The organism is Roseomonas sp. TS2 (assembly GCF_058833935.1).
The window spans coordinates 45,970-65,654 of the sequence record NZ_JCACVY010000004.1 but is presented as its reverse complement, the minus strand read 5'-3'; the positions used below and the strand labels follow the sequence as shown (position 1 = coordinate 65,654).

The 19,685-nt window shown below is 70.2% G+C and carries 16 protein-coding genes; 9 read left to right on the top strand and 7 right to left on the bottom strand.

Annotation, left to right across the window (positions count from 1 at the left end):
- Nucleotides 1-288 precede the first annotated feature (288 nt).
- Together ACZJYS_RS01855 and ACZJYS_RS01850 are read right to left on the bottom strand one after the other, a co-directional pair.
- Entirely contained in the window at nt 289-2,073 is a 1,785-nt protein-coding gene (locus ACZJYS_RS01855) for a hypothetical protein (protein WP_109517857.1), read from the bottom strand.
- A complete protein-coding gene (locus ACZJYS_RS01850) occupies nt 2,057-4,033 on the bottom strand; it encodes an SIR2 family protein (RefSeq protein WP_109517858.1) in 1,977 nt (658 codons plus the stop codon). Before ACZJYS_RS01850 ends, ACZJYS_RS01855 begins: the two co-directional genes overlap by 17 nt.
- A gap of 270 nt (nt 4,034-4,303) precedes the next feature.
- On the opposite strand from ACZJYS_RS01850, the gene ACZJYS_RS01845 reads away from it, so the two are divergent.
- A complete protein-coding gene (locus tag ACZJYS_RS01845; RefSeq protein WP_099095870.1) occupies nt 4,304-5,980 on the top strand; it encodes a hypothetical protein in 1,677 nt (558 codons plus the stop codon).
- Between the two features lie 40 nt (nt 5,981-6,020).
- Here the strand turns inward: ACZJYS_RS01845 and ACZJYS_RS01840 are convergent, their stop codons facing one another.
- Nucleotides 6,021-6,314: a hypothetical protein gene (locus ACZJYS_RS01840; RefSeq protein WP_099095871.1), complete on the bottom strand. Its 294-nt coding sequence runs from the start codon at nt 6,312-6,314 to the stop codon at nt 6,021-6,023.
- 249 nt (nt 6,315-6,563) lie between these two features.
- Here ACZJYS_RS01840 and ACZJYS_RS01835 point away from each other — a divergent pair, with 249 nt between their 5' ends.
- Nucleotides 6,564-8,492: a competence protein CoiA family protein gene (locus ACZJYS_RS01835; RefSeq protein WP_099095872.1), complete on the top strand. Its 1,929-nt coding sequence runs from the start codon at nt 6,564-6,566 to the stop codon at nt 8,490-8,492.
- A 221-nt stretch (nt 8,493-8,713) separates the two neighbouring features.
- Here the strand turns inward: ACZJYS_RS01835 and ACZJYS_RS01830 are convergent, their stop codons facing one another.
- The 4 genes from ACZJYS_RS01830 to ACZJYS_RS01815 all read right to left on the bottom strand — a co-directional run bounded on the left by ACZJYS_RS01830 (nt 8,714) and on the right by ACZJYS_RS01815 (nt 10,921).
- Complete coding sequence (locus ACZJYS_RS01830) at nt 8,714-9,202, bottom strand: hypothetical protein (RefSeq protein ID WP_099095873.1); 489 nt, start codon at nt 9,200-9,202, stop codon at nt 8,714-8,716.
- A gap of 127 nt (nt 9,203-9,329) precedes the next feature.
- Nucleotides 9,330-9,623 (bottom strand): hypothetical protein, encoded by a 294-nt coding sequence (locus ACZJYS_RS01825; RefSeq protein WP_141563145.1) that lies wholly within the window; start codon nt 9,621-9,623, stop codon nt 9,330-9,332.
- Nucleotides 9,624-9,791: 168 nt separating this feature from the next.
- Entirely contained in the window at nt 9,792-10,301 is a 510-nt protein-coding gene (locus ACZJYS_RS01820) for a hypothetical protein (protein WP_141563146.1), read from the bottom strand.
- Between the two features lie 86 nt (nt 10,302-10,387).
- Nucleotides 10,388-10,921, bottom strand: coding sequence for a hypothetical protein (locus ACZJYS_RS01815; RefSeq protein WP_099095876.1), 534 nt, complete (start codon nt 10,919-10,921; stop codon nt 10,388-10,390).
- A gap of 463 nt (nt 10,922-11,384) precedes the next feature.
- Here ACZJYS_RS01815 and ACZJYS_RS01810 point away from each other — a divergent pair, with 463 nt between their 5' ends.
- The 7 genes from ACZJYS_RS01810 (at nt 11,385) to ACZJYS_RS01780 (ending at nt 19,685) form a co-directional block, all read left to right on the top strand.
- A complete protein-coding gene (locus ACZJYS_RS01810; RefSeq protein WP_493175411.1) occupies nt 11,385-12,665 on the top strand; it encodes a substrate-binding domain-containing protein in 1,281 nt (426 codons plus the stop codon).
- A gap of 137 nt (nt 12,666-12,802) precedes the next feature.
- A complete protein-coding gene (locus tag ACZJYS_RS01805; RefSeq protein ID WP_099095878.1) occupies nt 12,803-13,663 on the top strand; it encodes a metalloregulator ArsR/SmtB family transcription factor in 861 nt (286 codons plus the stop codon).
- Nucleotide 13,664: 1 nt separating this feature from the next.
- Nucleotides 13,665-14,714, top strand: coding sequence for an ArsJ-associated glyceraldehyde-3-phosphate dehydrogenase (locus tag ACZJYS_RS01800; protein ID WP_109517860.1), 1,050 nt, complete (start codon nt 13,665-13,667; stop codon nt 14,712-14,714).
- On the top strand, nt 14,714-15,940 hold the full coding sequence (arsJ, locus tag ACZJYS_RS01795; RefSeq protein ID WP_099095880.1) for an organoarsenical effux MFS transporter ArsJ: 1,227 nt from the start codon (nt 14,714-14,716) through the stop codon (nt 15,938-15,940). The genes ACZJYS_RS01800 and arsJ overlap by 1 nt, the downstream gene beginning before the upstream one ends.
- Before the next feature lie 142 nt (nt 15,941-16,082).
- The gene (locus ACZJYS_RS01790; protein ID WP_245906461.1) at nt 16,083-16,901 is read left to right on the top strand and encodes a substrate-binding domain-containing protein; all 819 of its coding nucleotides are present in this window, start codon (nt 16,083-16,085) and stop codon (nt 16,899-16,901) included.
- Nucleotides 16,902-16,999: 98 nt separating this feature from the next.
- A complete protein-coding gene (locus tag ACZJYS_RS01785) occupies nt 17,000-18,379 on the top strand; it encodes an ATP-binding protein (RefSeq protein ID WP_146201918.1) in 1,380 nt (459 codons plus the stop codon).
- Nucleotides 18,369-19,685 carry a sigma-54-dependent transcriptional regulator gene (locus tag ACZJYS_RS01780; protein WP_099095883.1) on the top strand — a complete coding sequence of 439 codons (1,317 nt, stop codon included), beginning with the start codon at nt 18,369-18,371 and terminating at the stop codon, nt 19,683-19,685. Before ACZJYS_RS01785 ends, ACZJYS_RS01780 begins: the two co-directional genes overlap by 11 nt.

Below are 19,685 nucleotides of genomic sequence, written 5' to 3'. Positions count from 1 at the left end.
CGTAGGATCAGATGCCTAGCAGTGGGCGCCGAGTACGCCATTCCAGAGACCGTGCGCCGACCACCGGCCGGGGCGCAGACTCTCAAAACGGCCCCAAAAGGCATGTACCTGGGCGCCCATCGTCATTCGGATGCGGCATGTCGCTCCGCGGATCGTGAACAGCGGCTCATCCAGCGAAAACCGCGGTGCGGCAAAACTCCGATCCGGTGGCGCCCCGCGCCTGTGGGCAGCAAGGTTGCACATGGGCTGCCACATGGCCTTCTCATGGCGTCGCCGCAGGGTGCCGCCTCAACCACCCTGTCGGCGCAGGTTCGCGTCCAGCTGAGTGTACCGGGGATCCGTGCTCAGATCCGGATTGGCGTCCAAGACGCGTCTCAGCAGGCGGCGTAGCCCCAGCCCATCCCAGGAGTTCCCCAAGCCATCTGTAATCGCGTCGAGTAGCTTCAGAACGTCATTTGGGAACCGCTCGGGGAGGTCGTTCTCGGCCAAGTTGTGGACAAGGCGGAAGTGCTGGTTGCACCGGACCACCGTGCCCGCGATCAGGTCCACGGCCAGCGGGAAAGCCTCCCCGCTAGCGGCTGCCGCCAGTGCGAGGTTTTCGGAACTGCCCGCGTCGCGCAGGCCGACATCCTTGGGCCAGGCTTCGTCGATCCAGGGGCCAAGTCGGGCTTCCCAGAAAGCCGCCGCCTTCGCCGCGTCATCCGGCATCATGCGGTACAACTGGAACGCGGCGTGGCGGCGTGCCTCCGGATCTGCCGACCGGAGCAGGGATTGGGCTTCCTTTGCCTCGATGAGACCGGGAACCTCGATGCACGCCATCACCAAAAGCGACCAGAGCTGCTCCTTCGAGCGGTGCACCTCGCTGTCGTGATGGCGCAGCGTATCCAGGAGATCGTCCTTGAGCGCCGACAAGACCTTGGGGTGAATGGAACCCCCGGCGATGAAGCCCTTCCACAGGGCCGCGGCCTCGCGGGGTACCGTCCAGCTGAACTTCGGGACCAAGTGCTGCTGCGCCCAGTCCTGCTGTGTCATGAACAGGGCGGTCAGGTGGCGCGCCAGGATCACGCGTCCAAGCAGAAAGCCGTCCCCGCCGCCGGACGTCACCTGACGCAGGCGTAGTTCCGCCTCCGCCGGAATGCCCTGGCCCACTTTCGGTTGGTAGGCAAAGAAGCGGTGCAGGAGCGCCTCGGTCAGGCGCCCCGGCGGCTCGTTGATCGCGGCGTCCAGGGGGCTGGTATCCGGGCCGAGAGAGACAGGTAGCGCGAAGAAGATCGGAGCCAGCCGGTCCCAGAGCTGCCAGAAAAGGTCGGCCGGATCCGCTGCGGTTACTCGCGTGGCTCCCGGAAGCCAGTACCCGATGGCCCAGGCGACTTCCCGGTTCTGGAGGAACGAGTCCGGCGCCTGGAGCAGGAGGGGAGCCATTCGGCGGAACAGGGCGGCCTTGGCACAACCCCGCTTCATCCCGCTGAAGGCAACCAGCGTGGCCTGCCAGGTGTCACCCGGCCAAATCCCCCGGGCCGCGAGCTGCTCGAGCACCCTCGCAGCCGCCTTTGGCCGTGACGGAACCACCTCGCCCCAGAGCGCCATCAGGGATTCTCGCGTGTCGTCGAAGGCGCGGTGCTGGCGGACGGCGGGCTCTTGCAGGAGCGAGACGAGCTCCTCCAGCTTCAGCGCGCGCATCTCCCTCTCCGACACGCCCGCGCGATCAGGCACGCCCAGGCGTTCGAACTCGAACCCGAGCCTCACCGACGACGGCGCTTCCACGGGGCCGTGCGCCGCCTCGTAGGCCGCAAGGAGAGCGGATGCTTCGGGCGGCAGCGGTCTGTCGCCCGCGTCGCGCATCTCGGCCAGCCTCGAGGCGAGCTGCCACGCCCGCCGGTCGGCATCCTCGACATCTGGTGGACCGGCGACAGCCCTCCCGGCCAGCCGGGCGGCGCTTTCCTCGGGCAGTTCCCGCCAGAGCCGCCCCAGGAGGCGCATGCTTTCCGGTTCGTGACGCCTTGACCACAGGATGTCGCCGGACAGCAGGTAGTCGAGACCTGCCGCCAAGCGCGCTTCAGACTGCGTAGGCATCGAGAGCCATCCTCTGAAACAGGACGTAAGGGAGCGCCCGCCAGCGGAGCAGAAGGGCATCCGCCGCCTGGGCGTTCGTTTCCCTCAACGCCTCCATCGAATCCCGCGTCACGTCGATCAACCGCGTCCAGTCCTCGTAACCACGGGCCTCGGGGCCGGGTCGGACCGGGCGGTACATGACAGGGAGCGGATCGCTGGTTTCGCCCGCCTGCCCCACCAGGGCAAACAGGTCGAGCGCGCGCTTCAGCTGGCTGGTCAGGTCATCCGCCACCGCCGCGAGAAAGGCCGTCCGGCCCCGGACTGCCTCGAGCAGGGATTCGAGCATGTCGCCGCAGGCCAGCTCGATGTCGATGGCGACGTGGTCTCCAGCCGTTGGCAGACGGAAGGAGGCGGTTCCTCCAGGAGGCGACACACTCGGCTCGAAAAACGGATGGGTGCGCTTGATCCGTGGGATAGGGGCCATCATCCGCGTGAAGTCCTGCCGGGTGACATGGTCGTCCGCCCCGCCCTTGAGGCGCGTCCAGCACGCATGAACGTCCGCGAGGTCCGCCATGGGCGCGCGGGCCATAGGATGCGCGACCAGGCGCCAGGCCGCCTCCAACCCGGTGTCGAGATGAGGTTTCTCGTTCGGCTTCGCGACGGCACCCGGCGCGGCGGCGGGTTCATCCAAGCGGTCCAAGATCGCCGTCTGCAGGGCGGGGTGAGGGCTGCCACCTTTCAGCACCCAGTCGAGCAGCTCCGGCTTGTCCAGGTGCCGCGTCAGCCAGACCATCAGCTGGAAGTGGGTTGGCGAGACCCAGCGTGCCGCCACGTCCTGGGCGGTCTGGGACACCGACGCACCCGTCGCGGGGAGGCTTGCGCGCACGCCGAGGAGTTGCCACTCCTCGAGCACCGGCAGCCATTGGATCGGGGCAGGCACCTCGGCCTTGGCGAAGCTGAGAACGGCAGCCGGTTCCTCCAGCGCCCAGCGCACCGCCTCCACCTCGTGATCGACGGAGTAGGGGGGGACCGGGATGATGTCGGAGGCCCGCTCGGCCGCACGGATGCGTGCCGTGAGCCCGAACTTCTTCCGCTGCCCCCACTCGGCGAGGGTGTCGTAGAGCAGCGAGTGGTCGTGATTGGGCGCCGCGTACGGGATGGGCTCGACGCCCTTCGCGCGCCACGCCTCCTCCTCCTGGGCCATGGCCGTCGGATCCTGGTAGGGCGCGAATGCCCAGGCTCGTGGCGACGGTTTGGCTGATGACCCAGCAAGCTGACGCTCGGCGGCGAAGGCGTCCATCAGGTAGCGCATCACCGGGTCGTCGACGCTGTATCCCACGAACAGCACCGGGTACTTGGTGAACAGGTCGGTGACGAACCGACTGGCCCAGCGCTCGGTGAGGTATGCCAGCCCGAAGTCGCCGGTGCTGTAGACCAGTGACTGCACCGACGTGTGCTCGCCCGTGGCGCCGGGTGCGATCTTGCCGTGAAGGTAGGCGACGCTGCGCCAACGGTGCTGCTTCGGCACGGGCAGCATGGGCGCGACGTCGTTGGTGACCTCGTAGCCCAGGGCCTTGGCAGCATGGTCGAACTGCGGGTCGAAGTTGGTGGTCACCATGCGGAAGCCGCCGTCCCGCAGCCGGGCCAACTCGAGCACCGCCTTGTGGCGTTCGAACGGCGCCGTGACCGTCAGCACGTCGACAACCGCCTGCCGCACCCGGTTTCGGCCCAGGCGCTGCTCCAGCAGGTGTAGGGCGCGATCGTACTGGTACCCCGTGAGGGCAGCCTGCTCCTGGTCATTTAGGACCTGCCGCAGCGCCCCCGTGACGCTGTTCACCAGTTGGCTGAAGGAAGGCATTCCGGCGACGCCGGGCCCGGTGGACATGGACACACCTGCTCCGCAGAACAGGACCAGTTCCTCGTCCTCCAGGGCGCGCCGGACGGCGTCGGGGATGTCAGGGCCGTCGGCCACGAAGCGCATGGTTACATCCGGTCCCGCCGCGCGCGGGCCTGCCCACCGGCGGGCAGCGGCGCCCGGCGGCGTGCTCCGTCAACAATACAACAAGGATTCAAACCCGGGAGCCCCCACCATCACGACGTGCGTCGTGGCGGGCGTGGCGCCTTGCTGATCCCGGTGACGAGCCTTCTGAAACGTGAAACACCGGCTGGATCGCAGCCGAGAAACGAGGCAGATTCCATGGCAGCGCAGTTGCGGCTTCCAGTCGCCGGACGCTGCCGCCGGAGCTCGCCCATGATCGTCTTCCCCGACACCAACTTCTTCCTGCACCACCAAGATCCGGCAGCTATCCCGTGGGCGCAGATCACTGGGGACGACCACATCAGACTGGTGATCTGCCGCAACACCGCTCGGGAACTTGACAAGAAGAAGTTCGAGCTACAGGGGCGCCCGCAGAAGAGGGCGCGCAAGTACGCGGCTGTCATCGCCGAGGTGGTGGAGACGAAGCAGCCGGTGGAGCTGCGGGCCGCCGATCCAAGGGTGACCCTTGAGATGGCGCCACCGCGCCCTGGGGCTTGGGCAGTGCCGCCTGACCTGGAGGCTCCCTTCATCCTTGGGGATGATGCCTTCGTCGCCGATGTCTTGCACTTCCGCGACGTGATCGGCGAGGACTGCACCGTCCTCACCGCCGACAGCGGGCCTCTCGAAAAGGCGGCGGGCCACGGTCTGCCGGTGGTGCGTACCACGCGACCGGGCTGGCAACTGCCCGACGAGCCGGACACGCGCGACAAGCGGATCAAGGAGCTGGAAAGGCGCCTGGAGGAGATGGAGGGCGATGGTCCAGCCATCGCGGTCGAGGTGCGCCTGCAAGATGCCCCAGCTAGGGTCGTTCCGCTTGATGTGGTGCGATACCCGGTCCTGGCCGAGGAACGGGTAGAGGCTCTGCTGGCGGAACTCCAGGCTCGACACCCGCGGGTGGTCGAGTTCCCCAGGCCAACCGAGGCGGACGAAAAGGATCCGTTCACACCTGCCGCAGGCCAGCCCTTCGACCTCGCGGAACTCGAGGGACCGTTCGACTGGGTTGGGCCGACGGAGAAGCAGCTCGCCACCTACAACACCGCGTACGACACCTGGCTTGAAGAGGCACGCGCCCTCATCGACAACCTGCCGAAGCAGCGGCAGCGGCCGGAGTTCGACGCATCATTCAAATTCTGCCTGGAGAACGTCGGTGTCGCTGCCGCAGAAGGTGTTCGGGTATCCCTGGAGGCAACAGCCGGACTGCTTCTCAAGGATCTCGATGATGGTCCCAAGAAGAAGGCGGCGGGGAAGGCAAATGCTGTTGCGCAGCCTGTTCCGACGTCGCTCCGGCCGCCGCCCAAAGCCCCCGGCTGGCGTAAAATCTACCGAGAGGTGGCCCAGCCGACCCCGGACACTGTGAAGCCGAACAGGACGATGTCAGTTCTCGAGGCCATGCGCATTGCCGAGGCGGGCGGCGCATACGGATCCGCTTTGGCGGAGCACGAACGCATGCAGAAGATCATGCGGGATGCCGGTCTTGGGCCCCTGCCGGGAATGCCTGGCTTGCACGGTAGCGAGATGCTCAGCGGCTTGGGCTACCGCAGTCCAATGGAGGAGTTGCGAGTTCCCGTGGATTCCTTGTTCCCGCGCCAACCCAAACCGCGGGATCCGGAGGATTTCTACTGGCGAGGTGGAGCGCCTGTACGCCTGCAGGCGCGATGGGATCTCGAATGCGAGCTTCTCCGCCATCACGTCCAACCGAGGGTATGGACGCAGGCCGTGGTGGCGCGGCTCGACCGCCTCCCCGGAAACGGCGGCTCGATCCGGGTTGAGGTGCATGCACGGAACCTGAAGCGGCCATTTACGAGGGACGTGCCGGTGCGCATCTCAGTGCGCGATGAGGACACCGAGGCTCTGGTACGCGCAGCGCTTTTCGGCCCTTCAACTGGGTGAAGGGGCGGCTTCCCTAGAGGTGCCGCTTCCTAGCCTCCAATCACCAACCGCGTTCGTAGCGCGGGCCATAACCTTGCTGGTGCCGCCACGCCCGGCGTTGCTCGCGTTCCTGCTCGATGCGCCAGGCTTCGCGCCGCGCGGCCTCGGCGATGAGGGCCTCGTCCCGCTCCCGGCGCCACTCCCGCCACTGCTGGCGCCGCTCCCAGTTGCCGTCGTACGGCCGCTGGTCCCAGTACTGCACGGTCTGGGCAGCGGCTGGCGGGGCAGCCAGGATGCTGGCGGCAGGGGCCGCGGACGCGTTGTGCGCCGCCAGCGTGAGCAGACTCGCTGTCATTGCGGCTGCTGCCGCCACTACGATCCGACGCATCTGAACCTCCACGGTGGGATGCCGAGGCTGGCAAAGTCGCAGGACAGCTTGTCGGCTGTTGGGCTGAACGATGGCCTCCGCGGGGCAGCCAAAGCCATCGCGGGGGCCGACCTGCTCGTCCGGCGGGGCTCCGAACCAGCGAGTTGATGCTATGCTGCCGCCTCCCCGAAGCTCACCGGCGCCATGGACGGACCAACCAGCTGCCAGCCTCCCGCGATGCATGACTTGGACAGGGACGGCACCCGGCTCCCCTACGGCTTGGCCGAGGATGGCCGCCTGGCCCACGTGTCGGAGGTGGCCTCGGGGCTGGCGTGCCGGTGCCGCTGCCCAGGCTGCGGCGAGCGGCTGGTGGCCCGCAAGGGTGCCATCAAGGTCCACCACTTCGCCCACCACGTGGACCGCGCTTGCGTCGGCGCATGGGAAACCACCCTGCACCGGCTGGCCAAGGAGATCGTGCTGGAAGCCCGCGACATCCTCCTGCCGGACGCGGTGGCCGAGGTCGACGGCCTGCGCCAGGACGTCGCCTTCGCCACCGTCTTCCCCTACGAGGCGGCGGAGGCCGAGGTCGACATGGGTGGCCTGCGGCCCGATGCCGTCATCCGCGGCCGGGGCAGGGAGCTGCTCCTCGAGTTCCACGTCCGCCATCCCTGCGGCCCCGAGAAGCTGGCCCTCCTGCGGGAGCGGAACCTGCCCGCGGTCGAGATAGACCTCTCCCGTGTTCCCCGGCACGCCTCCCGTGCCGAGCACGCCGAGCATGTCCTGCGCGCGGCGCCCCGCCACTGGCTGCACAACGCCAAGGTCGCCGTTGAGGAGGAGCGCCTGCGGCGCATCGCGGCGGAGCGGGCGGCAGTCGAGAAGCGGCGCTTGCAGCGGCTCCATGGCCGGATCGCCGACGAGATCGCGGGCGCCTGGGTTGAGCCGGTGAGCCCTGGCCACTCCAGCTGGCGCATCAGGGCCGTGGACGCTGGCTTCGGCGGGTTCGTCGGCCGGGCCGTCCCCGGTGACGGATGCTTCGCGGTAGTCGCCGAGACGTGGCAGGCGGCGTTCCTGGACCATGTCGCCATTGGCGCCGCTGGCCACTGGGTGACGGGCGACGCCGCGCTCAGGACCCTCCAGAAGCGGCAGATGCTCAAGGCGCCGTTCCAGATCCGGCGGAACTGGGAGCCGGAGCTGGTCGCGCACATCCAGGAGCGCGTGCCGGGCTTCCGCCCGCCCCACGAGGTCATCGCCGACTACGCCGACTGGCTGGCGGAGCGCGGCCTGCTGATGCGCGTCCGCCAGGGCTGGGTGGCCGCCCAGACCGTCGGGTGGGAAGCCAGGCAGCGGATGGAGGCGGCGAGTGAGGCGAGGCGCCGCCAAGGTGAACTCCAGGACAAGCTGGGCACCATGCTGAAGGCGGCTGGGCTGCCCTGGGCGGACACGGCAGGCTGGCTGGAGAGGGCTGTCCCCGAGTTCGGTGCGGTGCCTCGTGTGCTGGCCGAGGAGGGCGGCGAGGGCTTCGGGCGCCTCATGCGAAGGCTCGATGAGCTCGAGAGGATGGTCCAGCCGCAAGCCAGTCCGTACGAGGGCGGCTTGCTGGGCCTGCCGCTGGATGCGGTGCGGCTGAGGCGCCGGGACGAGGCGCGTGCCCGGCAGGAGGCCGCACGCCTCGAGCGCGAGGAGTTCGCGCGGCAGGCTGCGGAACGCCGCCGCCAAGAGTCAGGGGACTTCGTGGGCACCCTGATGACACGAGCCGTCGCCTTGATGGGTCAACATGCGGGCACGACCTGGGTCTGTGATGCGGTCAGCGCCGCAACCGGGCTGCCCCTCGACGAGGGGCAGTTCGCCCTGGACTGGCAGGCGAGGAACCGCATCAGCGAGGCGATGGCGGGCGAGCGGGACCGCATCATGGCGACCCGGGAAGCCGAGAGGCGCCGCCTCGACAAGGAGGCGGAGGCTGCCGCCGTTGTGGCAGGCTGCCGGAGCAGGCTGGAGGCGGAGGTGATGGCCCGCTTCCCCGGTCAGCCGGACTGGGCGCACATGTGGCTACGCGGCAAGCACCCCGCATTGGGCCGGTCGCCCTGGGAACAGTGCGTCGACGAACGGACGCTCGAACGCTGCAGGAGCCTGCTCGATGCGGCGCGGCCTAAGGGCAGGCGGCGGTAAGGTGATCGGCACGGGCCGATAGCTTGGAGGGCTCCATTTCCAGCCCCCATGACCGAACATGGGGCACGCTGCTCCGTTGTGGCAGGTCAGGAGGACAACCGATGATCGATCCCACATCCGAGATGGCTCGCCTCGTGGAGAGGGCGAGGCCGTACGTTCCGCAGAGGATTACGCTGGGAACTATCGTGCTTGAGGGTGCCGCACCTCGCCTCGCTTGCGTCTCAGTCGAGCAGCATCCCGATCAGGACGGGGACCACGTGCGGCGGCAAGATGATGTCGAAGGTGCCGCCTTCATGAAGCCGTCCAGAGACGAGGACGAGATCGTTTGAAGTCGGCGAGGCGCTCACCTCGGCGACCATCGACCGGGTCGCGTAGTCATTGATGTTCCCGGCATTGGCGGCCGATCCCATGCCGCTGGACGCCTGCTGGAATGCAGCCATCCCCGCATCGAAAGCGGCCATGTCCGAGCCCGCCACCCGGGTCACCAGGTGCCCGACAGGTGCGGAGCCGAGCGCATCGATGAGCTGATCGCGTCCCCTCGATGTGAACGCGAGCGTCCTGTCCGAGAGGGGAGGATGCCGGAAGGTGATGGCGTAGCAGGGCTCTCGAGCAGTCTCCGTGATGTGCGCGAGGGCGACCCTTGCGCCGATCACGACGCCGGGCCGGTAGGTTCCAGGCTTTGCCGGGGTTTCAATGCTGTCGTCGGCCATGGATGCCATCCGCGAATTCCCGGCAGCCTATAGTCGCTTGGCTCGGGCGGCGACAGGCGAATGTCACAGAGGGTTATGCCGATTTGGCTGTGGCCCGCCGCGTCTCGACGCGACCGCCTATCGGCTCTCATGATCCGATGATGCCAAGGATTCCTGCGCCCAGCTTCCCGGCGTCCTCCTCGCGCAGAACGACGGTGACCGGCTGGAGCACATGACCGGCCGGATGCCGCAGCACCGCTTGGCCGGTCACGCGGACGATGCCGCCGACCCGCTCGTAGGCGAAAGCGAACGCGCCCTCGGGGCCCCGCGACAGCTCCAGCATCCAGGACCCGTCGGCGCCCTGCACCACCGGCGGCTGTCCCTCCGGGCGTGCCAGCGGGGCAGGGGTGTGGCCGATGAACGTCGTGTCCTTGCCGGGCATGCGCATTCCTTCTGCTTCCGCGCACGCCGTCCTTGGTGACCAACGACCAAGCCTTGCTGGCGTGCGGCGGCGAAGGTGGCGCCGACGCGATCGCCGGTCCAATCACAGGAACGGCGCCGCGCGGCGGGACGGAGGCGACGGCCGCGCGACGGCCCGCATGACCGGGCGTCAATCCTTCGCGGACGCCTTGCCGCCGGACGCCTCCATGACGACACGGACCATCATCTCGACGGCCGCCGACCGGCTGCCCAGCCCGTTGTAACTGGCCAGCGTGTCCAGCCATCCGGCAGTCTCGGCGTCTATTCGGATGGTGCGGAAATCCTCTGCCCGGCGCACCTCGTCACGCAGCTTCGCCAGCAGCCGCGCCCGCGTGGCCACGGCGAACTTCTCGGTCACCAGCAAGTCGGGCGAGTGCGGATTCAGCACGTGCCGGGTCAGCCAATCCGCCTGCGCGGCGCCACGTGCTGCGCGCCACGCCGTGCGGCGCACCGGGAATGAATCTGCGAGCGCGTTGTGCTCTTCGTCGGTCGCCTCGGGCGGGAAGGCCAGGATGGGTTCCGGCCCCCCAGCCTCCCGGTACTGCCCGACGCGCCTCAGCACGCCCGGGTGCCGCATCGCCACGCCAGCTTTGGCCAGCCACGCGAAGCAATCGTCGCCGACCTCCTGCTGGAGCAGCATGGCGGCCATCCTCTCACGCCTCGGCGTCGTGCGGCGGCCCATGGTGGTTGTCCTTTCCCCGACGGCGTGGCGGCGGGCAGCCCCGGTTACCCGGCGCCCGACCCATCCCGTTTTCCTTCTGATGACCTCAGGTGCGTGGTCGCGACCCGGGCCATCGCCTTCACCGTCTCCGAGCGGCTCGTGCACCCGAACAGCCTGCGGCCGATCTCGTCCAGCCCGAGGGCCGTCTCCTCGGAAACGCGGACCGTCAGGACAGGGCCACGGGCGATCCGCGCCCGGTCGCGGAGCTTGGCCAGCAGCCGGGCGCGCAGCGCCTTCGCCCGGTCCGGAGGAAGCAGGCAGTCAGGGGAAACCGGGTCCAGCACGTGGCGCAGCAGCCAATCGTCCTCGTGGCGCTGGCGCGACCGGAGAAATCTTTGCCTGGCGGCCTCGCCTATCGGCTCCGACCCGCCGCTGGCCGCGACGGGGCCGCGCGAGTACGCGTGCAGGACGCTCCTGAGAGCGTCCGAGTACAGCTTGGCGCCGTGCGCCCGCAGCCAGCCTTCGAGGTCGAACCCGAACTCGGACCGCAGCAGCCGCAGCAGTTCCTTGTCGCGTTCTGCTATCGGTGGCGTGCCCATGCAGCGCCCAATCCTTGTTTCTCGGCGGACCTCGACGGTGCCAAGGGGCAACGCGAATACCGTGGAACTCCACGGCCAGCAAGCGCCGCCCCACAGGGCGTGGAGCTCCACGGTAAATGCGCAGGGTCAATCGGCCACCGGCGCCGCCGCGTCGGCGTCACTGCGTCCAGGGAAGCCATTCCGGCGCGATCCGTAGTGAAGTTCCGCGCGATCCGTAGGGGAAGAGCCCCGTAACCGACTGATTCCGCGAGCGGAATCGGCTCCGAATCTTGAATAGATTCCAGGGGGACCGCGCGCCGCCGGTTCGGCATGCCTTAGTCGGCCAGCGACGAGGTGCGGCGGCAGGCCGAGAAACAGGGTTGACCGCTCTGGGTTCCGCGCACGTCGTTGGCTGCGCGGAGGCTCCCATCCGGCTTCCGCCAGGCGCGGGCAGGACGGCTGGCAGCCCGCCAGGGCTTCGCTGATGCGCCGTACGCCCGCCATCAACTGGCATCAAATGCCCCTCCCCCGACGGGGAGAGTTCACGGAACTGAAACAGACAGCTTCTTGGCGAGATGATACGACGTTTCCACAAATATCGAACCGACGTTCGATATGCGCGAAGCAGGAGTTCACGGCGATGTCGTCGAAGCCGACGTCCGGCGCCACAGCGGCCGGGACCACGAAGCCAAACCGGGCAGGGGCCTTGGTGCCGCGGGCGGGTAGGCTGCTCGCGCTGGCGGGGACCGCGGCGGCTTTCCTCGGGGTGGCCGCGCCCGCGCAGGCCGAGACCCGAGAGGTCACCCAGGTCACCGGCAGCTCCACGGTGGCCCCGTTCAGCCGGGCCGTCGCCGAGGCGGTCGGTAAGGCAGCGGGCGGGGAGCGGGTCCGGGTGGCCAGCACCGGCACGGTGCACGGCTTCGCCCAGTTCTGCCGCAGCAACGGCCTCGGCAACCCGGACGTGCAGGACGCCTCGCGCCGCATCAACGCGGGCGAGTTCGCCCTGTGCGTGCGGAACGGCGTCAACGAGATCATGGAGATCCCCATCGGCTACGACGGCATCGTCGTCGCCCACCGGAAGGGCCTCGCCTCGCCGAACTTCACGCTGGCTCAGCTCTGGCTCGGCGTTGCCAAGCAGGTGCCGCGGGACGGGCGGCTCGTGCCGAACCCCTACACCTCGTGGCGCCAGATCTCGCCGGAGCTGCCGGACTGGCCGATCCGCGTCATCGGCCCGCCGCCGACCTCGGGCACGCGCGACAGCTTCACCGAACTGGCGATGATCCCCGCGTGCCGCACGGCACCGGAGGTCCAGGCCATCGAGGAAGCCGCCGAGCGGACCCGGGTCTGCTCCACGGTGCGCGAGGACGGCCGCTGGACCGACGCCGGTGAGGACGATCATGCCATCGTGGCCAAAATCGCGAACGGCGCCGACGGCACCCTGGGCATCTTCGGGTTCAGCTTCCTGGAGGCCGCCCGCGACCGCATCGAGGGTTCGATGGTCGGCGGGGTCGACGACACGGTGGAGACCATCGCCTCTGGCCAGTACCCGCTCTCCCGCCCGCTGTTCCTGTACGTGAAGCGGCCGAACATCGACCGCGTGCCCGGCCTCAAGGAATTCCTCGCCGAGTACGCCTCTGATCACGCCCTGGGCCGGGAAGGCTACCTGGCCCGCATCGGGCTCGTGCCGTTACCGGCGGAGCGGCTCCGCGCCATCCAGGACGCGGTGCGCAACCGCGTCATCATGGACCGGCGCCCGGCGGGCTAAGGGCGATGCGCGGCCGTGACCCCCGAGACCTCGACCCGCCTGCCGCTGGTCGGCGCCCGTCGGCCGCCGGTGGCGGTGGCTGCGCCGGGCCGCGGCCCGCGGGGGACACGGCCGCGCCGTTCGACTATGGCGACAGCATGGAAGCCACCGAAGCCGCGTCCGTGTTCTCCGCCCTCGGCCAGGGTTCCCGCCTCGACCTGCTCCGCACCCTGCTGGACGCCGGGCCGGACGGGTTGCCAGCGGGCGTCCTGGCGGAGCGGCTCGGCATCGTCCCGTCCACGCTGTCCTTCCACCTCAGGGGCCTGGAGCAGGTCGGGCTGATCCGCTCCACGCGGCAGGGGCGCAGCCTCATCTACGCCGCCCAGATCGACCGGCTGCGGCACGTCGTCACCTTCCTGACCGAGACCTGCTGCGGTGGCCGCCCGGAACTGTGCGGCAGCCTGACTCCGGCACCGGCGGCAGCACCCCTGCGGGACGGCCCCATGGTCGCCGCCTTCAACGTGCTGTTCCTGTGCACCCGGAACTCGGCCCGCTCGGTCATGGCCGAGGCCATCCTGAACAAGCTCGGCGGCGGCCGCTTCCGCGCCTACTCGGCGGGCTCCGATCCGGCGGCGCGGCCAATGGCGGAAGTCCTGCGCAAGCTGGAGAGCCTCGGCCACGACGTCTCCGCGGTGCGCAGCAAGTCCTACCGCGAGTTCCAGGGGCCGGACGCGCCGAGGATGGATTTCGTCATCACCCTCTGCGACGAGCTCCAGGGCCAGCACTGCCCCGACTTCGGCGGGCAGGCCATCACGGCGTCATGGCCGCTGCCCGGCCCCGGCCGCTACGAGGCCGGGTCTCCGGACCGCCAGCTGATGGTCAACGAGCTCTACGCCAGCCTGCACCGTCGCCTCGGCATCCTCACCAATCTCAAGGTGGACGCGCTCGACCGGCTGTCCCTGCGCCACCGCGTGGACGACCTCGGCGAATCCCCTCTCACCGTCGCAAGGGAGCGCTGACATGCGCGTCGGCATCAACGGCATGGGCCGCATCGGCCGTCTGGCCTTCCGTGCCGCCATGGGCGGCGTCCACCGCGAGACGGACGACCCCCGCGCGGGCAACCGGCTGGACGTCGTCCACGTCAACGAGCTGAAGGGCGGCGTCGAGGCGACGGCGCACCTGCTGGAGTTCGACACCATCCACGGCCGCTGGCGCGAGCGGATCGCGGCGGAGGGCGGCGAGGCGTTGCGCCTCGGCGACCGGCGCGTCGGCTTCAGCGCCGCGGCGGCGCCGGGCGACCTCCCCTGGGGAGACCTCGGCTGCGATGTCGTCCTGGAGTGCACTGGCAAGTTCCTGAAGCAGGAGCAGCTCCAGCAGTACTTCGACCGCGGCGTGAAGCGCGTCATCGTGGCGGCGCCGGTGAAGGACCCGGCCGCGGCGGCCCTGAACATCGTGGTGGGCGTCAACGACCACGAGTACGACCCGGCCCGGCACCGGCTTCTGACGGCGGCGTCCTGCACGACGAACTGCCTGGCGCCGGTGGTGAAGGTCGTCCACGAGGCCATCGGCATCCGCCACGGCCAGATCACCACCATCCACGACCCGACGAACACCAACGTCGTGGTGGACGCCCCCCACAAGGATCTGCGGCGCGCCCGGTCGGCCATGCTGTCCCTGCAGCCGACGACCACCGGCAGCGCCACCGCCATCGCGCTCATCTACCCGGAACTCCAGGGCCGCCTGAACGGCCACGCCGTCCGGGCGCCGGTGCTGAACGCCTCGCTGACGGACGCCGTCTTCGAGCTGCGGCGGGAGACCACGGCGGAGGAGGTGAACGCCCTGTTCCGCGACGCCGCCGCCGGGCCGCTGGCGGGCATCCTCGGCTACGAGGAGCGCCCGCTGGTCTCCGCCGACTACGCCAACGACACCCGCAGCGCCATCGTCGACGCGCCCAGCACGCTGGTGACCGACGGCACCATGCTCAAGGTCTACGCCTGGTACGACAACGAGATGGGCTACGCCTGCCGGATGGTCGACCTCGCCTGCATCGTCGGGGAGCGCGGCGTCTGATGTCGGCCGTCCGCAACTACATCATCGTGACCGGCGCCTACTGGGGCTTCACGCTCACCGATGGGGCGTTGCGGATGCTGGTGCTGCTGCACTTCTACCAGCTCGGCTACACCCCCTTCACACTGGCCTTCCTGTTCCTGCTCTACGAGGCGGCGGGCATCTTCGCCAACCTCGGGGGCGGGTGGCTGGCCGCGAAGTTCGGCATCCCGCGGATGCTGGCCATTGGCCTGACGCTGCAGATCGGCGGCCTGCTGATGCTGTCGGCGCTCGACCCGGCCTGGAGCGCCGCGGCATCTGTGGCTTGGGTCGTTTGCGCCCAGGGCATCTCCGGCGTGGCCAAGGACCTGACCAAGACGGCCTCGAAGTCGGCCATCAAGGCGTCCTCGCAGCAGGGCGCCGGTCAGTTGTTCCGCTGGGTCGCCTGGTTCACCGGCTCCAAGAACGCCATGAAGGGCTTCGGCTTCTTCCTTGGGGGCTTCCTGCTCCAGGCCGCGGGCTTCCGTCCGGCGCTCTGGGCGCTGGTGGCGTTGCTGGTGGTGGCCCTGGTGGGCGTGCTGCTGTCGCTCCCCCGGGAGCTGGGCAGGGCCAAGGCGTCCAGGAGCTTCAGGGAACTCTTCGCCAAGAACCGCGGCGTCAACCTGCTCGCGGCTGCCCGCGTCTTCATGTTCGGCTCCCGCGACGTCTGGTTCGTCGTGGGCCTGCCGGTGTTCCTGTATGGCCAGGGCTGGAACTACGTCGGCGTCTCGACCTTCCTGGCCGCCTGGACGATCGGCTACGGCGGCGTGCAGGGCCTGGCGCCGCAGGTGGTCCGCCGCAGCCCGGACGGGCTATCCCGCGAGGTGCCGGAGGCGCGGCTCTGGGGGACGGCGCTCGCGGCCATCCCCGTCGTGCTCGGCATCGTGCTGGCGACGGGCGCGGTCGGGCGCCCCGACCTCGTGGTGGTCGCCGGATTGGCCATCTTCGGCTTCGCCTTCGCTGTGAATTCCTCACTGCACTCCTACCTGATCCTGGCTTACGCCGGGTCCGAGAAGGCCGCCGAGGACGTCGGCTTCTACTACGCTGCCAACGCGGCCGGACGGCTGGGCGGGATCCTGCTGTCGGGCGTGCTGACGCAGTACGCCGGTCTGGAAGGATGCCTCTGGGGGTCGGCCGCGATGCTCGCCGCCTGCGCCCTCCTGACCTTCCTGCTCCCCAAGAGCCTCGTGGCACGTCACGCCCCCGTCTGACGCCCCGCTCGCAAAGCACGTGACAATCCGGCGAAAGGAGCGCCGAATGCAGGGCTGCAGGTAGAACCCGTAAGTGGGTCGCCTGGGGGTGGAACGAATGGCTCCAGCGTGCCCCGCAGGCCGAAGGGCCGTCCTGGCCGCCGTGGCCCTGGCCGGGCCGCGCAGGGCCCGTGCGACCTCTCTGGCCCCGGTCCGCTTCGGCCTCACCCCAGTCTTCCTCGAATCCGACCTTGCCCTGCTGCGGGCGCTGTCCAGCCAGATGGCGGCGGCGCTCGGTACCCCTGTTGAGCTCGTGAAGCGCCGGACCTACCAGGAGGTTGTCGCGCTCCTTCTCACGGGGCAGCTCGACGCCGCCTGGATCTGCGGCTTCCCCTACGTGCGGCACGCCGACAGGCTGTCGGTTCTCGCCGTGCCGGTGCACCGCGGGCGCCCACTCTACCAGTCCTACCTCATCGCGGACCCCAGCCTGCGGGCGAGGTCGCTCGCGGACCTCCGGGGCCGCAGCCACGCCTTCTCCGACCCGGACAGCAACTCCGGGTGCCTGACAACCCGTTGGCTCCTCGCGGGCGAGCACCAGTCCCCGGCGACGTTTTTTGGCGCCACCTTCTTCGCCTACGGCCACCGGAACGTGGTCCGGGCCGTGAGCAGCGGCCTGGCGGAAAGCGGGTCCGTCGACGGCTACGTCTGGGAGACCATGGCCGAGACGGAGCCTGGGCTCACCTCGACGACTGACGTTGTCGCCCGCTCCGCATGGCAGGGCTTCCCGCCGGTCTGCTGCCTCACCGTGTCGCGGCAGGGCGCCGCGGCTCGCGGCATCGAGGCGGCCCTGCTGGCGATGGCGGGTTCCCCGGCGGGCACCGAGATCCTCCGCGCGCTCCGCCTGGACGGCTTCATGCCCGGGAGCCCCGGCCTCTACGACGGCATCCGCGCGATGTCCCAAGACCTGGAGAGCCGGGCATGAGGCGTGCGGGACCGCGGCGGCTCCGGGCTCAGCTGGACCCACGACGTTGGCCGCTGCTGCTCACCGTTCCCTTGACGGTGGCGGCATTGGTGGCTGGCGTGGCCACCGTCACCGGGCAGGCGGTGCTGGCGCGTATGGAGGCGGACCAGGGGCGCCACCTGGCGGCCCTGGGGGCGGCCTTCCTCGACGGGCTGGCGACAGCTGTCCAGCCAGCCGCCGTGCGGGCCGACGTCTGGGAGGCGTTCGACGCCCTGGACCGTGCCAGCGGGCAGTACGAAGCCCTCCGGCCCACCCTGTCGGTTGTGGTCCTGCCAGACGGCTCGGTCCTGGCATCCTCGAGCCCGCGGGTGCTGCGTACCGGCGCCGCGCTGCCGCGGTCTCTGTCTGGCCCGGCTGACCAGGCCATCGCCTCGGGGTCGCCCGCCATCGACGAGCGGGCCGGGCGGGCTGTCGTGGCGCGGGTCCTGCTGGAAGGTGGCGTGCCGGTCGGTCGGCTGGTGGCCAAGGCCGACATCGGTGCGCTGCTGGCGGAGCGGGACGCGGTGGTCAGGGCGCTGGTCCTGGCGAACATCGGCATCGCGGCGCTGTTCGCCGCCGCAGGCGCGCTACTGGTCCGGCGCATCCTCCTGCCGACCGAGCGGCTCCGCCATCGGCTCCTCGAGGCCGCCCAGGGGAGGCGCCCCGAGCCCCTGGATGCGCAGGCGGGCTCCGGCCCTGAGCATCTGGCCCTGGTGAACGCGTGGAACGGCGCCGTGGCCGCCATCGCGGAGCGGGACCTCATGGCCGGGCGGCTGGCCCGGGAGGAGGGCCGCGCCCAGCTTGGGCGCCTGACGGCGGCCATGGCCCACGAGGTGAACAACCCGCTCGGCGGCCTGATGACGGCGGTGGACACCCTCTCCGAGTACGGCGACAGGCGCGACATCCGCGAGGAGGCCGTCGGCCTGCTCAGGCGGGGCCTGGACGACATACGCAAGGTGGTCCGCGCAGGGCTGTCATCCTGGAAGACGGGGCCGGGCGAGGCACCACTCGCGGCTCAGGACTTCGAGGACCTGCGGCTGCTCATCCGCCACGAGGTGTCACGCCGTGGCCTGACCCTCGACTGGCGCAACGACCTGCCGGACGGCGTGCGCGTCGACCGGACGCTGGCCCGGCAGATCGCGCTGAACCTGCTCCTCAACGCGGCCGCCGCCTCGCCGCCGCAAGGCGTCCTCGGCTTCCGCGCGCAGGGACTCAGCCAGGGCGGCGCGGTCATCGAGGTGGGCGATGTCGGCACCGGCCTACCCGCCGAAGCCGAAAGCCTCCTCGCGGACCCGGACGGCCCACCACCTTCTGGTGGCGGGCTCGGCCTCTGGACCGCCGCCCGGCTGGCGCGCAGCCAGGGGGGACGGATCACGCGCGAGCCGACACCGCGGGGAACGCGGCTGGTCGCCGAGCTGCCGGTCCCCTCCCACGCCAAGGAGGTCGCCCATGCCAGCTGAACGAGGCCAGATCCTCCTCGTCGAGGACGACCCGACGACGGCGGGCACCATGGCCCAGCGCCTGCGCATCGAGGGGTACGGCGTCGAGGTCGCGACCGGCGCCGTCGAGGCCGCTGCCTCGCTGGAGCGGCGGGTGCCCGACCTGCTGCTGTCCGACCTGCACCTGCCGGACGGCTCCGGGGAGGAGCTCTTCCTGTCCCAACGCAGCCGTCTCGCCGGGACGCCCGTGCTGGTGATGACGGCCTACGCTGGCGTCGACCAGGCCATCCGGCTCATGAAGGCGGGCGCCGACGACTTCCTGGTGAAGCCCGTCGAGATCCAGGACCTCCTCGGCCGCGTTGGTGCCCTGATGGCCCGGCGCGTGGTGCCCGCGGCAGACGCTACCCTGGGCGTCTCGGCCGCCATCCGCCGGATCGAGGCGACGGTGCGCCGGGCGGCGCCCAGCGACTGCCCGGTCCTGCTGCTCGGCGAGACCGGCACCGGCAAGGAGGTGGCGGCCAAGCTCCTGCACCGCCTGTCCCCACGTGCGGCGGCGCCCTTCGTCGCGGTGAACTGCGCGGCCATCCCGGCCGAGCTGGCGGAGAGCGAAGTCTTTGGCCACGAGCGCGGTGCCTTCACCGGCGCCGCCATGCGACGGATCGGCTGCGCCGAAAGGGCAGGGGCAGGCACGCTGTTCCTGGACGAGGTCGCCGAGCTGGCGCCCGGGCTGCAGGCCAAGCTCCTGCGGTTGCTCGAAGGGCGCGAGTACACCCGCGTGGGCGGCTCCGGCACGCTGGCGTTCCACGCGCGCGTCGTCGCGGCGACCAACGCCGACCTGGACCAGCTTGTGCGCGACGGCCGCTTCCGCGAGGATTTGCTCTACCGGCTCGACGTGATCCGCATCGAGATCCCGCCGCTCCGCATGCGCCGCGACGACATCGTGCCGCTGGCGCGCCAATTCCTTGCCAACGCATCCCTGGCTTCGGCCCGCGGCATCCGGGGCTTGGACAGCCGGGCGGAGCGCGCCTTGGAGGAAGCGGACTGGCGCGGCAACGCCCGCGAGCTCCGCAACAGGGTTGAGCGGGCCGCCGCCTTGGCGGACGGGCCCTGGGTCGGTGTCGACGACCTCCTGGGGGGCACCGCGTCCAACGGCGCCAGCCCCGTGGCGGCGGTCGGGACGCTGGCCGAGGCGGTCACGGACGCCGAGCGGCGGGCGGTCTCCGCCGCGCTCGCCGCCGCGTCCGGCGAGGTGGAGGTCGCGGCGGGCATCCTCGGCGTCGGCCGCTCGACGCTGTTCGAGAAGATCCGGAAGCTGGGTTTGCGGTGA

Excerpts from the sequence above, each read along its gene's own strand:
- arsJ (WP_099095880.1), top strand. The coding sequence starts at position 14,714 with ATGTCGGCCGTCCGCAACTACATCATCGTGACCGGCGCCTACTGGGGC.
- ACZJYS_RS01840 (WP_099095871.1), bottom strand. The coding sequence starts at position 6,314 with ATGACAGCGAGTCTGCTCACGCTGGCGGCGCACAACGCGTCCGCGGCC.
- ACZJYS_RS01825 (WP_141563145.1), bottom strand. The coding sequence starts at position 9,623 with ATGCCCGGCAAGGACACGACGTTCATCGGCCACACCCCTGCCCCGCTG.
- ACZJYS_RS01835 (WP_099095872.1), top strand. The coding sequence starts at position 6,564 with ATGCATGACTTGGACAGGGACGGCACCCGGCTCCCCTACGGCTTGGCC.
- ACZJYS_RS01815 (WP_099095876.1), bottom strand. The coding sequence starts at position 10,921 with ATGGGCACGCCACCGATAGCAGAACGCGACAAGGAACTGCTGCGGCTG.
- ACZJYS_RS01830 (WP_099095873.1), bottom strand. The coding sequence starts at position 9,202 with ATGGCCGACGACAGCATTGAAACCCCGGCAAAGCCTGGAACCTACCGG.
- ACZJYS_RS01820 (WP_141563146.1), bottom strand. The coding sequence starts at position 10,301 with ATGCTGCTCCAGCAGGAGGTCGGCGACGATTGCTTCGCGTGGCTGGCC.
- ACZJYS_RS01845 (WP_099095870.1), top strand. The coding sequence starts at position 4,304 with ATGATCGTCTTCCCCGACACCAACTTCTTCCTGCACCACCAAGATCCG.
- ACZJYS_RS01810 (WP_493175411.1), top strand. The coding sequence starts at position 11,385 with ATGCGCCGTACGCCCGCCATCAACTGGCATCAAATGCCCCTCCCCCGA.
- ACZJYS_RS01780 (WP_099095883.1), top strand. The coding sequence starts at position 18,369 with ATGCCAGCTGAACGAGGCCAGATCCTCCTCGTCGAGGACGACCCGACG.
- ACZJYS_RS01850 (WP_109517858.1), bottom strand. The coding sequence starts at position 4,033 with ATGCGCTTCGTGGCCGACGGCCCTGACATCCCCGACGCCGTCCGGCGC.
- ACZJYS_RS01800 (WP_109517860.1), top strand. The coding sequence starts at position 13,665 with ATGCGCGTCGGCATCAACGGCATGGGCCGCATCGGCCGTCTGGCCTTC.
- ACZJYS_RS01855 (WP_109517857.1), bottom strand. The coding sequence starts at position 2,073 with ATGCCTACGCAGTCTGAAGCGCGCTTGGCGGCAGGTCTCGACTACCTG.
- ACZJYS_RS01805 (WP_099095878.1), top strand. The coding sequence starts at position 12,803 with ATGGAAGCCACCGAAGCCGCGTCCGTGTTCTCCGCCCTCGGCCAGGGT.